The following is a 15,164-nucleotide window of genomic DNA, read 5'->3' on the forward strand; positions in this document are numbered from 1 at the left end:
TTCCCTCCCGTTTATATATAGTCACTTCGTGTAAAATATTCACTGTTCGCAACCAGGTTGAAACGAAACGGTTATTTTCCCCAAACGTAAAAACGTCGGGGAATATCCAGATAAATTACGATTTTTTTTGCGGCTGGCTGTCAGGCTTATCGCCCGACTCTGGCGCTTCGGAGGGGTCGTCTTTTTCGACAGCGAAACGGTAGTATCTATTTAGCATAACATGTCTCCCTTAGTTACATTCAATTGGCAATATCTACCCGGCCGTTATAAAAATAACGGCAAAACAAAAAAACAGCGTCCTCAAGACTATTTGCAATTTCAGCAAAATACGCTTAGCTGAAAGTTAAGAATAGACGTAAAACGATAACCTTCAAGTCAACGCGGTTTACGGGACGGGGGGATTAGCGCAGGGAGAATGACCGCAACGCTCGCTGCGCGGCGGCCATTTTATATGGTCTATCAAAAAGATAACCGTTAAGGTCCATTCAAACCCGTTAGTTTGCCTTCCCCTCAATCAAGCCATTGATCGTAGAAAATACCGCCGGCGCGCTGGTCGCTTCCGCAAACTCGACATTGATATTTTGCCGACGCAGCATATCGAAGAATTTACGTTGCGCATCAAGAATAACCTGATCGCCTACGCGCATATTTTCTGCTTTAGTTTCAACCAGTAAATAAACGCTGTCGGCGTCCTGACGCTCAATACGGTACACAAAATCCGGCGTAGTAGAGCCCCCCGTATATTTGGGGATCTGAATGGCCCGCTTAGGCAGTTTGCCAAACACAGAAACCTGTTGCGGATAATCGTATTTTAATAGCGGCAATTCTGGATCGACGCTGTCATAACGCAACGGCGGTATTTGATAGAGAGAACGGGGATCGTCTATCGCATTCTCATCCACATTTTTCCCGACAATTTCAGCGCTAATCTCCTCTCTGAACTGCCGTGCCGTGGAATCAAATACCGACGTTGAAGCCTGAAAATCGAGAGGCAGATAATCGTGGCGCTGCGCAAAATGCGCATTAATCCGCACCTGTAATGCGCGGGTCATATTGTCCAACGAGATCTCGCTTAAATAGTGTGAATCTCCGTGCAAAACATCACGCAGCATCGCCATTAACACCGGATGCAGGAAGTTAACCGGCAGACTGGTGCGTAACGCCAGTTGCTTAAGAAAATGGCCATATTTCATGCCCGCCATAAATTCGCTGGCGGCTAATTCGCCTTCCCGCTGTGCCACTTCAAAACGGCCATTATCTTCATTCGATACCAGCCGTTGTTGCACCTGGCTTGGCTTCTGGCGTATATACAGCGCCGGATCGCGCAGCACCTCGGCGGCAATCTGTTCCAGAGAAGCGCCGCTACGCTCGAATTGCAGCATATAACGGCGGGAAAACTGCTCCCAGATACTGCTAAGTTGTTCCCAATTCTCTTTGCGTAACCTGACTCGCAATCGGGAGGCGGGCTTATTGTCACGAATGCGATCCGCTCGCACCCGCGCCTGCGTCAGCTCAGGGTAGAACTCCAGTAGCCACGCAAAACCACTTTTGGTTTCCCCGTTAAGCGTGACGCTGGGTTTAAACTCATTACTCCGGTTGATCAGTTTTTTATCATCCAGATCTTCCAGCAAACGAAGCTCCGTAAACGCAGGATCGACTTTTTGTCGCTCGGTGACGATGAGTGTGATCATCGCCTCATCCAGTTTCTGCTCGTTAAGCTGAACTTTGCTGTCGCGATTAATCTCATCAACCAGCATACTGGCAAACGTTTTTTCATCATAACCAATCAGAAACGACAGCCGGGACGGCCACTCTTCCTGATGAACGCGATGGCCGTTTTCATCTACCGGTAGCCGCAGGCCGCGCCCCACTTCCTGAATTTTGCTCGACTCGCTACCGGAAGAACGTAATTTAGCAATGACAAAAACATTCGGGTTATCCCAACCTTCGCGAAGCGTCCATTTTGAAAACAGAAAGCGGCGCGTTTCCCAGTTGCCGTGATGGTCTGAAAAACTGAGCAACTTCTCTTTATTTTTCAGAATATCATCTACTTCAGCCTGGATCGCCTCATCGCCGCTTCCCCGGTCTTCGCCAAAGTAACCGGCGTGAACGTTTTGGTTATCCGAGTGCAGGCTGGCGAGCGTGGCCTGCAGAAATGACAGATACTCCACTTCTCGCGGCAGAGTCTTGCGCTGATAATCGTCAATCAGTTGCGTCAGTTTCTTTTTCAGCAAACGCTCAAAAGTGACTTTCAACCAGCCTTCGTCATCACGATAGCTTTTAATACTGTCAATAAAGAAAAGGCTTAAGGTCTTAATACGCGGGGCATTATTTTCTGGCTCATTGCTGCGTAAAAAATTTGCCTGCTCGGTGTCAAAATGCTTATCGATGGCGTCCTGAATAATCAGTTCCTGGTAGCTCGCGCCAAAGGTTCCTGGCACCAGCGCCATCCCTGCCTCCAGCTCCAGATCGTTCGACAACATTTTACTGCCGGCATATTCGATACTGCCTTCAAATCCTGCATCGACATCGGCGAGATTTTCGCCCACGCCAACCTCGGCAATTTTGCTCCCCCGTCGGAGGATTAATTTCTTTGCCGTGACGCTGTCAACGATATAACGATTGTTGGCCTGTTCTTCGGGGAGATTCGGGTAATAAATATCAATACCTTTCACCAAACCATCGTTAAAACTGTCCACCGCGTTGAGATCAAACTGCGGTTGTCGGCGATAGTAATCTTTACGTACACATTTATTTTTACCCTTACCTTCGACAATATCCGGGAAGGTAGCGCCAAAGCGGACGATCATTTGCGGCTGAATGGCCTGAATCGCTCGATAAAATTTGTTATCTCGCGCAAAACGATGCGGTTCATCAATAATGACCACCGGTCGCGTCATTTGCAGCCCTTTAACAGGCGACGTCAACCCGCCCAGTAGCGTTTGATCGTAATCGTCTCGCGTCATACTGGCGGAATTGAGCATTTGCGCATTGATCAGCAAAACCTGAATCGTATGGCTATCACGACGGCTGGCATCAGTAAAACTTAATAACTGGGCCGGAAAATTTTTACGCCCCGACTTTACTTTAAAATCACCGGCGTTGATGGTGCAAAGTTCCATCCGCGTATTTTCGTAGAACTGTGAAAAATGCTGTCTGGCGTAATCGCTGGTAATAAAGTTCCGCGCACCTTCTTTAATGGCTGGCGTCGGCACCACCAGCACAAATTTGAAGAGGCCGTAGTTCTGATGCAGTTCATACATCAACCGGGTATAGACATAGGTTTTACCCGTCCCGGTCTCCATTTTAACGTCAATATTGGCCTTATCGTCGTAACGTTCCTTAATCAGCGGATTAGCATAGTGATTATGATCGGCCTGAGCGTGATCGATACCGGTGAAACTCGCCAGAATCGCCGCTAACGCCTGTTCCTGATGGGGAAGTTCTTCCAGTAAAATATTCATCATCATCCCCTCTTAATAACGCTTCACCAGGTTCACTTTTTGATCAAGCTGTTTTAAGCCGATGTCCAGTTCACGAATGGATTCAAGGTCGAAAGAGTAGCCGTAAATGACAATAGTCTGAACCGGAAGCTGGTGCGTACCAATGTGGTTGAGAAGATCGCGGGTCTGCTCGGTTCCCCATCGTTCATCAATCAGATACAGGCGCGTATTATCAACATACCTGGCGCAATAGCCGGAAAAATCAATGGCCTGTACGTCAATATCCATTTTATAACCATCGGCGACCAGCCATGTCGTTAATAAGGTCTCTTCGCCGCTTGCGCCGCCCGGCACGCCCAATCCTCTGGCGGAAAAAGGATTGATCATGTCGGTAAATCCTGACTCGGTAAAAGCGGCCAGTTGACCGCTGGTATTGATAAAATGGCCGGTAGCAATATCGAAGCTATCCAGATCGTCCAGCGTCTGCTGTGTCGGAGTGGCAAAACGATAATGTTTAAAACCGAGGTCGCTATTGGTCGCGGGATTGTTGGCGCGGATCTTCGCCGCAACGCGTGTAATTCGCTCGCGGCTGATTTCATCAATAGTGTTATAACCTGCTTTTTTCGCGATAGTGTTATTGCTTAATGCCTGATCGATAGTACACAGAATAAACGTGCGCTGCCCCCCATCTTCTTCATTCAGCGCCATCACCGCATGGGCCGTAGTGCCGGAACCGGCAAAAAAGTCCAGAACGACGCCGTCTTTATCGATAGCGAGCTTGATGATTTTCTTCAATAATGCGGTCGGTTTCGGCGTATCAAAAACGTTGTCGCCGAAGAGATCCAGAATCTCCTTTTTCCCCTCTTTATTCGACGCTACGTTATCCCAGTAATTGGTCGTTGGCTGCCCTTTACTGTGGTGCGCGTACATGACTCGCTGGGGAATACCGCCGTTATCTTTGCCAAAATAGACCAGATTATCGGCCACCAGTTTTTGGTAACTGGCTTCAGGATAAGCCCATAGTCTTTCGTGTACCGTACCGTTCGGCGTGGTAATTTTATAGGTATAGCCGCCGCCGCTCAGCCCCTTTGACACCGTTAACGGCACCGGCCGCCATTTCCCTTCTGGAAACTGTTCGGTCGGTTCTTTATAGGATTTCTGAATATACTCTTTAGAAAGCGGTTCTAAACGTAAAGCGCCCTGACCGGTTTTGGCGTAAACAAGAATGTATTCCCCCTGGATGGAAACGTTATCAGAGTCGTTAGAAATCTCTTTTTTGCGCTTCCACATCACATTGGTGACAAATCCGCCTTCGCCAAAAATCTCATCCATCATTAATTTAAGATTGGCGTACTCATTATCGTCGATAGAGATAAAAATAAACCCGGTATCTTTCAGGAGCTTCCTGGCCAGGAAAAGACGCGGATACATGAAAGATAACCACGCGGAGTGCGTCGATTTACCCTGAATGGATTTTAAACGTGCCAGTTCAGTATCATTAAGACCAAACATATCCTGCAACGCCCGATCGCTATATTCAAAATGATCGGGATAGACAAACCCGTCCGACCCGGTGTTATAAGGGGGATCGATATAGATCATATCGACGGTATCGGCGTAATTATTTTGCAGATGGCGTAACACATCCAGATTATCTCCGGTCAGAAAAAGATTATGGCTGTTTTTATTTTCTGCCAGAGTATTGTGTTCCACGTCAGGAACGATAACGGTAACGGATTTTTCACCCGCCTGTTTTTTTGCGTAATCTTTGCCAATAAAATCAATCTGATAACCGCTAGTCAGCTCATCAATATTACGCGCTTTCAGCGCGCGCTCAAATTTGGCGAGATCAAATCCGCCTTTCGCGATCAGTTCGCCCTGCTCGTTATAGCGATCGGCGATAAAAAATTCCGGTAATGCACGTTGTAACTCAGACAGAAAGGCGCTATTCGGGGCAACAGACTCGTTGTGTTTTTGGTTATCTTTCAACATGATATCTTCGCTCCGTTGATAATTTTAAGGTCCAACAATCAATTTCTTATAAAGAAAAAAGTAAGCGATGATTGTAATGGTCACGAAAGGCAGATGCCATCATTAACCTTTGTTGTTCGTTGAAAGGGCGTGAAAACGACGGGGGAAGGCGTGCTCCCGGCGACAGTATGCGCCAGGAGCGTAGTGTTTACGTGCGATGACCGATGGCCGACTCCGGGAGGGCGTCGCTATCTGTACCGGAGATGACGACTCCCCGGGTCTCGCGACCAAATGCCACAAATACACAGATTAAAATAGCCACCGCGCCAGCCACGATCGCCATTGCCAACCCGTAATTGCCACCATGCGTTTCCGCGATGCGGGCCTGTAACGTCGCATTAACCGACGCCAGTAAATTACCCAGTTGGTAAACAAACCCTGGCAGCACGGCGCGCGCATTCGCCGGAACCAGCTCGTTTAGCCAGGTCGGTACGACTCCCCAGGCGCCCTGCACCATAAACTGCATCAGGAACGCGCCCAGGCCAATCGTGAATGATCCGCTGGAAAATGCCCATAGCGGGAGTACCGGAAGCGCAAGAAAGGCGGCGATCATGATCGCTTTTTTACGCCCAATACGTTCCGATAGCGTACCGTAGAAAATACCGCCGAGCATGGCGGCAATGTTATAAAAAATCGCAATGATACTGATCAGATGCGGATCAAAACCATGCTGCATCTTCAGGAAGGTAGGATAGAGATCCTGCGTGCCGTGACTGAAAAAATTAAAGAACGCCATGACCAGCACCAGATACAGACACAACTTCCACTGTTTGCGCAGAACAGGAAGCAGCGCGGTATTCTCTTTACGCGCTCTGGCCGCCAGCCAGACGGGGGATTCCGGCACTTTAAACCAGATATAAGGCAGTAAGACAACAGGCAGGGCGCCAATCAGGAACATGCCGCGCCAGCCTACCATACTGTAGAAGAGGCCAAAAATAACCGAGGCGAACAGATAGCCGCAGGGATAGCCCGCCTGAAAAATGCCCGACATCAGGCCACGCGAACGATCGGGAATGGTTTCCATCGCCAGTGATGACGCAACGCCCCATATCCCGCCCATCGCCACGCCGTACATGACCCGAAAAATCAGAAATGCCATGAAGGTGGGCGACCAGGCGGAAAGCAGTTCAAACACCGTGAAGAACAGAATATTGAGCATCAGTATCGGTCGACGTCCGTACTTTTCCGCCATTCGACCAAATAGCAGCGCGCCAATGGGACGTACCGCCAGGGTCAGCATAATCGCAATGGAAACGTCCGATACGGAAGCGTGAAACCATTCGGCGAGATCGCTAAGTACAAAGACAAGGATAAAGAAATCAAACGCATCCAGCATCCAACTGGTAAAGCTGGCAAACGCCACATGTCGTTGTGTCGTCGTCCAGTTCAGGGGGGTGTACATAGGTAGTGTCCTGCATCAAAAAATAACATCAAGCTTTGAAGCGGCGAAACGCCGGAGCGCTCCCGTCGTCAAAGCGACGTAACAAGGTAGCGTTGCGCTACTTATTTGTTATCTTTTTGTATATAGCAGGTAAAATGTTAGCAAAAATAGACAAATCATTACATATTATTAACAAAGCTTACTGGCACATGATTTGTCACAGTTTTTATGGGGATTATCTCATGCAAAGAAAAGCGAAGCGTGGCTAGCGTATCGCGACCGGCCTGTCGCCAGACCGATCGCCATTGACGATTACCTCTCGCGCGGCGGGAAACCGGCCTTTTGCAGGGCGGCGGCAATTTGCTCCGCGGATAGCGATGTTTCAACGTCAACCAGACGCGTCGCCGGGTCGGTTCTCACCGTCGCCAGCGCAGCAGTGAATCAGCGCTTTGAGGGTTTGCGCCATGTGCTGCATGTTCTGGATACGTCTGTCCAGTTCATCAATATGCGTCTGCACCAGGCGTTTAGCGTCTGCGCTTTGTCGCGGCTGGTTATTCCAAAGATTCAGTAAGCCGCTGATTTCAGCAACTGAAAAGCCGAGGTCGCGCGCGCGGCGTATAAAATGCAATTGATTAACATCAGCCTGGGTATAGGCCCGATAGCCGGAATCCGTTCGATGCCCCTGGAAGCGAGCATTGAAATCTATGGGCCTGCGCCCATTCCTGATGATTTCAGGGTTTAGTGAACTTCCGCTTCTTGCTCAAAAACGCCTGTCAATTTAGCAGGATATTGGATGCATTATTTTGTCAGAGATGACACAAGTAAAATGTAAGTGGGTAGTCGGTAATAAGAGCCAAATATACAATGTAACGCTATGTTTATTATTAATTTATTACATAATGGCTATATAACATACCCCCAATTATACCCTCATGCACTTTTACGCCCATAATGATTGATTTTTTTATACTGCACTTGGGGAGAGTAACGGGCGGTTGATCTAAGCTGGCAAAGTTAAGATAACCCCGCCAACCAGGGAAAAGCCGCTAGATCGTGGTGTAGTGATAACGACACGCAACAATGTACAGATCGCCTTGCTCAACGTAATATACCAGGCGATGTTCTTTCGTGATGCGACGTGACCAGAGGGGCTTACGGTGCTTTAGCGCCTCCGGCTTCCCTATCCCCTTGAAGGGGCTTTCCTTAGCCGATTTGATTAACTCCATTACCTTGTTATGCGTCTTTGGGTCAGTCTCGGCCCAGTATTGAAGATCGCTTTTTGCCTGCGGAGATATCCTGACTTTCATTAAATGTCCAGTTCCTCATAATCGCCGCGTTCGAGCGATGCAAGGCTGGCTTCAATGTGTGCGGCGTTCGCCGGGTTACTGAACAGGTGTAGCGTTTCCTGAATCGAGGCAAATTCTTCCGCGTCGATCATTACCACGCTTTTAGCACCTTTACGCGTAACCAGGATAGGCGCGCGATCATCATTAGCCTGTTGCATCAGGTCAGCTAAATGCTGCCGAGCATCGGTATAGTTTACATGTTGCATTTGTTTGCTCCGCCAAAGTTCTTACGGTGTAAGTATGTCACACGTACAACTAGTTGTACATGTGGTTGTGTGTTACTTACTTGTTACGGCATAAACGGCAGCGGGACGAAAACCGCCCTCACCCGCACGCCCGCGGCGTTTACGTGGTGAGAATTTTTTCAGTTTCGAAAATTCAGGAAGGAAGCGCCAGAACAGGCATTAGACGGGGTTTTACATGAAATTTGAGACTGAAAAAAATGCAATCAATTGCAAAGGATTTCAATAATTACAGTCGTCGTAAAATTCAACCTTCAATAAAAGCAACATAATCATATGAAAATTAAAATAAAAAATTAAATTACGTGACCATAAGAGAAAAGCAGAAAAAAGAATAAAGCCACGTAACATAATGATATAAAAGGTAATTTATATCTCTTTACTTTCTAAATTCGGCATAGACAATGATATAATAATGTTTCTTTGTCGAATGATGATTATTATGCGCAGCCCTAAAATTATTTGCCCTGAATGTGAAAGTAATTCAGTGATAAAAAAGACCGTCCGTAAACACCCTCACCTTTCTGATGTTTATTGTGCATGTAATAACGTGGAGTGCGGACACACCTTTGTTGTGAATATGACGTTCTCCCATACGCTAAGCCCCAGCGCGCTGACCGGGGATAAAGCAGTAAAAACAATGATTGATATGATCACACCGAAACAAAAAGCAATGATAAAAGAATTGCTTCGGATATACCCCCAGCGCCAGTAGCTTTTCTTTTCCGGCTACCCGGTACTTTAAACGCCAGTACCGGGAACCATTGGGATTAACAAGCAGATAAAGCCCGCCACCATCGGCCAGCTTATAGGGTTTCTCTTTCGGTTTGGCCGTACCGACCTGGCGGGCATTCAGTTTCATTTGGGGGTATCTCCAGCAGCCCACACAGCACATACCCCCGAATATACCCCCAAAAAGATGTAGATTTCAGGAGACATTGATAGACGTTAAAACACTATCGAGAGCGCTCAAAGCTAGAATATATGCGGGTTTATTGGATTTTAATAGACGGAAAAGACGTTGAAATGGTGCCGATAATAGGAGTCGAACCTACGACCTTCGCATTACGAATGCGCTGCTCTACCAACTGAGCTATATCGGCCCTGAGAAGGGTGTGTTCATGTGAGTGAATCACGGGGTAGAAGGTTAAAACTAACCGGGCGGTGCGTCAATAGCCTTGCTACTCAACCGGCTATTTTTGCACCGCTCGACATTAATTACGCACGAATCGTACCATCGCCAAAGCCTATCCACTTATAGGTGGTAAGCGCTTCAAGCCCCATCGGACCGCGGGCATGTAATTTCTGCGTGCTGACCGCCACTTCTGCGCCAAGCCCAAACTGCCCGCCATCGGTAAAACGGGTAGAGGCGTTGACATAAACCGCAGCGGAATCCACTTCGTTCACGAAACGCGCAGCATTATGCATATCACACGTCAAAATCGCATCGGAGTGCTGAGTACCATGTTCGCGAATGTGAGCGATAGCGCCATCCATATTTTCGACCACCACAACGTTCAGATCCAGAGACAGAAACTCGTTATCCAGCTCTTCCGGTTTCAGCGGCACCAGTTTGGCAGGACCATGCAGTGCCTGCATGACGGTTTCATCCCCATGCAGCGTCACGCCACTCTCCGCCATCTGCTTGCTCAGCGCAGGCAAAAAGCGTTCTGCGATGTCCTGATGCACCAGCAAGGTTTCCACCGTGTTACAGGTGCTCGGGCGCTGGGTTTTGGCGTTGACGATAATCTTCAGCGCCGGGGCGATGTCTGCGCTGCTATCGACAAAAATATGGCACACGCCAATCCCGCCGGTAATCACCGGAATGGTGGATTGCTCGCGACACAGTTTATGCAAGCCTGCGCCGCCGCGCGGGATCAGCATATCGATATACTTATCCATACGCAGCATTTCATTGACCAGCGAACGATCCGGATTATCAATCGCCTGAACCGCCGCCTCCGGTAAACCGCAAGCTTTCAACGCCTTCTGAATGACACGAACGGTTGCGGCATTCGTGCGATGCGTCTCTTTCCCACCGCGTAGAATCACCGCATTACCGGTTTTCAGACACAAAGAAGCTACATCAACGGTAACGTTCGGACGCGCCTCATAGATAACGCCAACCACGCCTAACGGCACGCGGCGGCGCTCCAGACGTAGCCCGCTGTCCAGCAGGCCGCCGTCGATCACCTGCCCGACCGGGTCGGCGAGATTACAGACCTGGCGCACATCGTCAGCAATCGCTTTCAGACGCGCAGGGGTCAGCGCCAGGCGGTCCAGCATCGCTTCGCTCAGGCCGTTGGCCCGCGCCTGCTCAACATCTTGTACGTTCGCGCTGAGGATACTTTCCATTTGCGCTTCCAGTTCATCGGCTATTTTTTCCAGCACGCGATTTTTTTCGCCGCTGGAGAGCAGCGCCAGCTTATACGACGCCGCTTTAGCAGCAATGCCCATTTGTTCCAGCATATGCCTGTTCCTTATCGAGTAATCATGTCATCACGATGAACAGCGACCGGGCCATATTCATAGCCCAGAATCGCATCGATTTGTTGAGAGTGGTGACCGGCTATCCGCCGCAGAGCATCACTGTTATAACGACTGACGCCATGAGCGATATCACGCCCTTGCAGATTACAAATTCTGATGACCTCCCCCCGCGAGAAATTGCCCGTCACGCTTTTGATGCCTTTTGGCAGAAGTGAACTGCCACGTTCCAGCATTGCCGCGGTCGCGCCTTCATCAACCGTAATTTCGCCTGCCGGCGGCGCGCCGAAGATCCAACGTTTGCGGTTCTCCAGCGGCGAGGCTTGCGCATGAAAACGGGTGCCGACGGAAATCCCCTCCATCACATCGCCGATCACGCCCGGTTTACTGCCTGAGGCAATAATCGTATCAATACCCGCGCGACAGGCCACGTCTGCCGCCTGAAGCTTAGTGCTCATACCACCGGTCCCCAGTCCGGAAACGCTGTCTCCCGCGATAGAGCGCAGCGCATCGTCAACGCCATACACATCTTTGATAAGCTCCGCCTGCGGATTGCTACGCGGATCGGCGGTAAATAATCCTTGCTGATCGGTCAGCAGCAGCAGTTTATCCGCGCCTGCCAGGATCGCCGCCAGCGCGGAGAGGTTATCGTTATCGCCCACTTTAATTTCCGCTGTCGCAACGGCATCATTTTCATTGATAACCGGCACAATATGGTTATCCAGTAATGCACGCAGCGTATCGCGGGCGTTCAGAAAGCGCTCTCTGTCTTCCATATCCGCACGCGTCAACAGCATCTGCCCGATATGGATACCGTAAATTGAAAACAACTGCTCCCACAGTTGAATCAGGCGGCTTTGCCCTACCGCCGCCAGAAGCTGTTTAGAGGCGATCGTTGCCGGCAGTTCCGGGTAGCCGAGATGTTCACGTCCGGCGGCAATCGCGCCAGAGGTAACAATAACAATACGATGTCCCGCGGCATGTAGCTGCGCGCACTGGCGGACAAGTTCTACGATATGGGCTCGGTTCAGGCGGCGCGATCCGCCTGTTAGCACGCTGGTGCCGAGTTTTACGACCAGCGTCTGGCTGTCACTCATGATTCTCTGCCGTTCAAAATAAGAAATAAAGACCAAATGAACGTTTTAGCAGGACTGGCTCCGGTTGCCAACAACCTGTACGCGTAGCGTGAAATTTTGTTGCGCAGGATCAGCAAGCGTAGCGGCAGAATTTGACAATTTTATTGCCGCAACAATTAAACATATTTTTTAAAAAAAATTCTCATTTTGTCATAAATCTTTCATTACCGAACGTTAAAAACCTTCCTGTTTTTAACCGGGTTTCCCGACAAATCATAGCGCGTAATTAAAACAGGAATGGAAATGAATAAGAGCACTCTGGCAATAGTGGTGAGTATCATCGCATCAGCATCTGTTCACGCCGCCGAGGTTTACAATAAAAACGGTAATAAGCTTGATGTGTATGGAAAAGTTAAAGCCATGCACTATATGAGCGATTATGACAGCAAAGATGGCGATCAAAGCTACGTTCGTTTTGGTTTTAAAGGCGAAACGCAAATTAACGATCAATTGACCGGCTACGGGCGCTGGGAAGCTGAGTTTGCCGGTAATAAAGCCGAAAGTGATTCGTCCCAGCAAAAAACCCGCCTGGCCTTTGCTGGCCTGAAATTAAAAGATATCGGTTCTTTTGACTATGGACGTAACCTGGGCGCGCTGTACGATGTTGAGGCCTGGACGGATATGTTTCCCGAATTCGGCGGCGACTCTTCCGCTCAGACCGATAATTTTATGACTAAACGCGCCAGCGGCCTGGCGACTTACCGCAATACCGATTTCTTCGGCATCGTTGATGGACTGGATCTTACCTTACAGTATCAGGGGAAAAACGAAGATCGCGATGTGAAAAAGCAAAACGGCGACGGCTTCGGCACATCCGTGAGCTATGATTTCGGCGGCAGCGATTTTGCCGTCAGCGGCGCTTATACTCTCTCCGATCGCACCAGGGAGCAAAATCTGCAGCGCCGCGGTACGGGCGATAAAGCCGAAGCCTGGGCTACGGGTGTAAAGTATGACGCGAATGATATTTATATTGCGGCTTTCTATTCAGAAACCCGCAACATGACGCCAATTTCCGGCGGATTTGCCAATAAAACCCAAAATTTCGAAGCGGTTATCCAGTATCAGTTTGATTTTGGTCTGCGTCCGTCATTAGGCTATGTGCTGTCAAAAGGCAAAGATATTGAGGGCGTCGGCAGTGAGGATTTGGTGAATTACATTGACGTTGGCGCAACCTATTACTTCAACAAAAATATGTCCGCGTTTGTAGATTACAAAATCAATCAGCTTAATAGCGATAACACGTTAGGCATTAATGACGATGATATTGTGGCAATAGGGTTGACCTACCAGTTCTGATAAGTCGCATTGTGCCTGATGGCGCTACGCCATCAGGCATGGCAGCAGGGTTATGCCGACAGTTTTACCGGCTCGTCGTTGAAATCGTCAGACGGCTCCAGCGCCAGCTCCATAGAAATCAGCAGGTCGCGTAGCTTTTCATGAAACTCGCGTAGCGTGTATTCCAGTCGCTCCACCACTTCGGTTTCGTTAATCGGCACTGCGGTCCAGTTGCCCTCTTTATCAAACAAACCAAACTGATAACGATAAGTGAAGCGTTTCTCTTGTGCTTCCAGCTCCATCCACCAGCCCCAAAATTCACGCTTCTCTGGCGCGGGCTTCACGTTGACGCAAACTGCCAGGCAATCGAAAAAAAAACGATTGTCTTCGCACTGCCCTTCCCGGATATAGGGGCCAAGCGCGGTAAATTTCTTGATCAATCTACTTTTCGGGTGTCCACTCGGTAACGTCATTGCGATCTCCTTTAATGAAGCAACTGTTTTACCAAATCAATAGAATTTATCAATCTATTAACACAATCTATGATTAATCCAGTCGGTAATTTCTTGCAGCGCGTGGTCAAAATTGCGGTACACCGGGTTAAAAGGGATCTCTATCAGCTTACCGTCTGAAGATGATGTTGTAATTAAGCGAGACTCTTCTTCCGGGCTGAAAGGATCGTTTTTCCAGAAGCCGGAAAGCATTGGCGTAGGACAACGTCTGCCCAGTAGCCCCTGTACTTTCAACGAATAGCGATTGAGCTCCACACGCAGCGCCTCATCCGAAGCATCATGCATACCCAGACGGCTGGCCAGCACATCCAGATACATCTCCGGCACCGTGCTCTGTCGTTGCGGATCGCTAAGTAGCGCATGGACCACCGGCCCCAAGCAAGCCACCGCTTTCAAACGCGGCGCTTCCAGATAGGCCAGACGCACCGCAACGTTGGCGCCAAAACGGAAACCAAACGCTGCAACACGAGTATGATCCACCCAGGGGACATTAGGAAGCGCTTTTAACACATGCTGGTGGAGCAAGCTGGAATCCTGGGTTAATTTCCACTTTGATGAAAATCCAACCGAAGGCATATCAAGCGTTAACATCGCAATACCGCGCGGCGCGAAATAGCGTTCATACAGGGTGTAATAGTCGGTTTGCATGGCGTCCAGGCCGCCGCACATGAGCACCGTCGGAAACGGACCATCCCCTTTCGGCATATGTAAAAACGCGGTGACAGGCGAACCGCCAGGAACGGCAAATTCCATTTCACGTAACGAGCCTGGCAACCGCTGCGCGGCCTCTTCATAGGCGCGATTCGCCAGCGCCTGCGCCTGCTCCGCCAGCTCATCGCCCTTCAAATGCGGGTAGGCGGCAATGTTATATAGCGTTGAGGCATGAAGCCAGTAGCGCCCGCTGCGCATGGCGTCCTGTTCCTGACAGGCTTTCTGCTGCCAGTCCATCGCCTGCTTTGCCCACTCATAAATCCAGTTGCCGCCGCGGTAACCGATGACCGTATCGTATAAATCATCATCCGTTCGCTCTGCGTCGCTCATCACAATGCGCGACTGCACATCAAGGATTTCTCGTGGGTCAACGCCGCGCCAAATCCACATCAGGCGGTTTATCATGCGATACCAATGCGGGACGTTCTTACCGTCCAGCGCGGATTGCATGGGCGGCTGCGACCCACGATTGAACCGACGGACAAGGGTAGACGTTTCAGTATGTTTAAAGCGGGGTTTGAACAGGGTTTCGCTGAGGTTAGCCTGTGTCATTCGTGCAGCCTCCTTGGATACTCATAGAGGCTTATTGTAACCAATAAA

Annotated in this window: 12 protein-coding genes, 1 tRNA gene and 3 pseudogenes; 2 read left to right on the plus strand and 14 right to left on the minus strand. The window is 49.5% G+C overall.

Going from position 1 to position 15,164, the window contains the following annotated elements:
- Nucleotides 1-115: 115 nt before the first annotated feature.
- The 8 genes and pseudogenes from ssaA to ACLD11_RS10140 form a co-directional block, all read right to left on the minus strand.
- On the minus strand, nt 116-217 hold the full coding sequence (gene ssaA, locus ACLD11_RS10105) for a small effector SsaA (protein ID WP_000934834.1): 102 nt from the start codon (nt 215-217) through the stop codon (nt 116-118).
- 277 nt (nt 218-494) lie between these two features.
- Entirely contained in the window at nt 495-3,467 is a 2,973-nt protein-coding gene (locus tag ACLD11_RS10110; protein WP_411014867.1) for a type III restriction-modification system endonuclease, read from the minus strand.
- Between the two features lie 9 nt (nt 3,468-3,476).
- Nucleotides 3,477-5,435: a site-specific DNA-methyltransferase gene (locus ACLD11_RS10115; protein ID WP_411014857.1), complete on the minus strand. Its 1,959-nt coding sequence runs from the start codon at nt 5,433-5,435 to the stop codon at nt 3,477-3,479.
- 187 nt (nt 5,436-5,622) lie between these two features.
- Nucleotides 5,623-6,876 carry an MFS transporter gene (locus ACLD11_RS10120; RefSeq protein ID WP_000288502.1) on the minus strand — a complete coding sequence of 418 codons (1,254 nt, stop codon included), beginning with the start codon at nt 6,874-6,876 and terminating at the stop codon, nt 5,623-5,625.
- A 291-nt stretch (nt 6,877-7,167) separates the two neighbouring features.
- A pseudogene (gene golB / locus ACLD11_RS10125) lies at nt 7,168-7,287 on the minus strand (gold resistance metallochaperone GolB); the annotation flags it as partial.
- Nucleotides 7,277-7,531, minus strand: a pseudogene (gene golS / locus ACLD11_RS10130) (Au(I) sensor transcriptional regulator GolS); the annotation flags it as partial. The pseudogenes golS and golB, both read right to left, overlap by 11 nt.
- A gap of 370 nt (nt 7,532-7,901) precedes the next feature.
- Nucleotides 7,902-8,162: a Txe/YoeB family addiction module toxin gene (locus ACLD11_RS10135; RefSeq protein ID WP_023218457.1), complete on the minus strand. Its 261-nt coding sequence runs from the start codon at nt 8,160-8,162 to the stop codon at nt 7,902-7,904.
- Nucleotides 8,162-8,407, minus strand: a complete 246-nt coding sequence (locus tag ACLD11_RS10140) for a type II toxin-antitoxin system Phd/YefM family antitoxin (protein WP_052932205.1) — start codon at nt 8,405-8,407, stop codon at nt 8,162-8,164. Before ACLD11_RS10140 ends, ACLD11_RS10135 begins: the two co-directional genes overlap by 1 nt.
- 478 nt (nt 8,408-8,885) lie before the next feature.
- Here ACLD11_RS10140 and ACLD11_RS10145 point away from each other — a divergent pair, with 478 nt between their 5' ends.
- Nucleotides 8,886-9,158, plus strand: a complete 273-nt coding sequence (locus tag ACLD11_RS10145; protein WP_080108854.1) for an ogr/Delta-like zinc finger family protein — start codon at nt 8,886-8,888, stop codon at nt 9,156-9,158.
- Here the strand turns inward: ACLD11_RS10145 and ACLD11_RS10150 are convergent.
- The 4 genes and pseudogenes from ACLD11_RS10150 to proB all read right to left on the minus strand — a co-directional run.
- A pseudogene (locus ACLD11_RS10150) lies at nt 9,135-9,305 on the minus strand (Arm DNA-binding domain-containing protein); the annotation flags it as partial. The gene ACLD11_RS10145 and the pseudogene ACLD11_RS10150 sit on opposite strands and share 24 nt — an antisense overlap.
- A gap of 165 nt (nt 9,306-9,470) precedes the next feature.
- Nucleotides 9,471-9,546, minus strand: a tRNA-Thr gene (locus ACLD11_RS10155).
- Between the two features lie 115 nt (nt 9,547-9,661).
- Nucleotides 9,662-10,912 carry a glutamate-5-semialdehyde dehydrogenase gene (proA, locus tag ACLD11_RS10160; protein WP_000893221.1) on the minus strand — a complete coding sequence of 417 codons (1,251 nt, stop codon included), beginning with the start codon at nt 10,910-10,912 and terminating at the stop codon, nt 9,662-9,664.
- Nucleotides 10,913-10,923: 11 nt separating this feature from the next.
- Nucleotides 10,924-12,027 (minus strand): glutamate 5-kinase, encoded by a 1,104-nt coding sequence (gene proB / locus ACLD11_RS10165; RefSeq protein WP_001285275.1) that lies wholly within the window; start codon nt 12,025-12,027, stop codon nt 10,924-10,926.
- Nucleotides 12,028-12,309: 282 nt separating this feature from the next.
- Between proB and phoE the strand changes: the two genes are divergently transcribed.
- Entirely contained in the window at nt 12,310-13,362 is a 1,053-nt protein-coding gene (gene phoE, locus ACLD11_RS10170) for a phosphoporin PhoE (protein WP_411014858.1), read from the plus strand.
- A gap of 50 nt (nt 13,363-13,412) precedes the next feature.
- Here phoE and crl read toward each other — a convergent pair whose 3' ends face one another.
- Both crl and frsA read right to left on the minus strand, forming a co-directional pair.
- Nucleotides 13,413-13,814, minus strand: a complete 402-nt coding sequence (gene crl / locus ACLD11_RS10175) for a sigma factor-binding protein Crl (RefSeq protein WP_000174693.1) — start codon at nt 13,812-13,814, stop codon at nt 13,413-13,415.
- Nucleotides 13,815-13,871: 57 nt separating this feature from the next.
- The gene (gene frsA, locus ACLD11_RS10180; protein WP_411014859.1) at nt 13,872-15,116 is read right to left on the minus strand and encodes an esterase FrsA; all 1,245 of its coding nucleotides are present in this window, start codon (nt 15,114-15,116) and stop codon (nt 13,872-13,874) included.
- Nucleotides 15,117-15,164: the final 48 nt, after the last annotated feature.

Origin of the sequence: Salmonella sp. 741265116_PST (genome assembly GCF_046567715.1) — a bacterium.
GTDB lineage: Bacteria > Pseudomonadota > Gammaproteobacteria > Enterobacterales > Enterobacteriaceae > Salmonella > Salmonella enterica.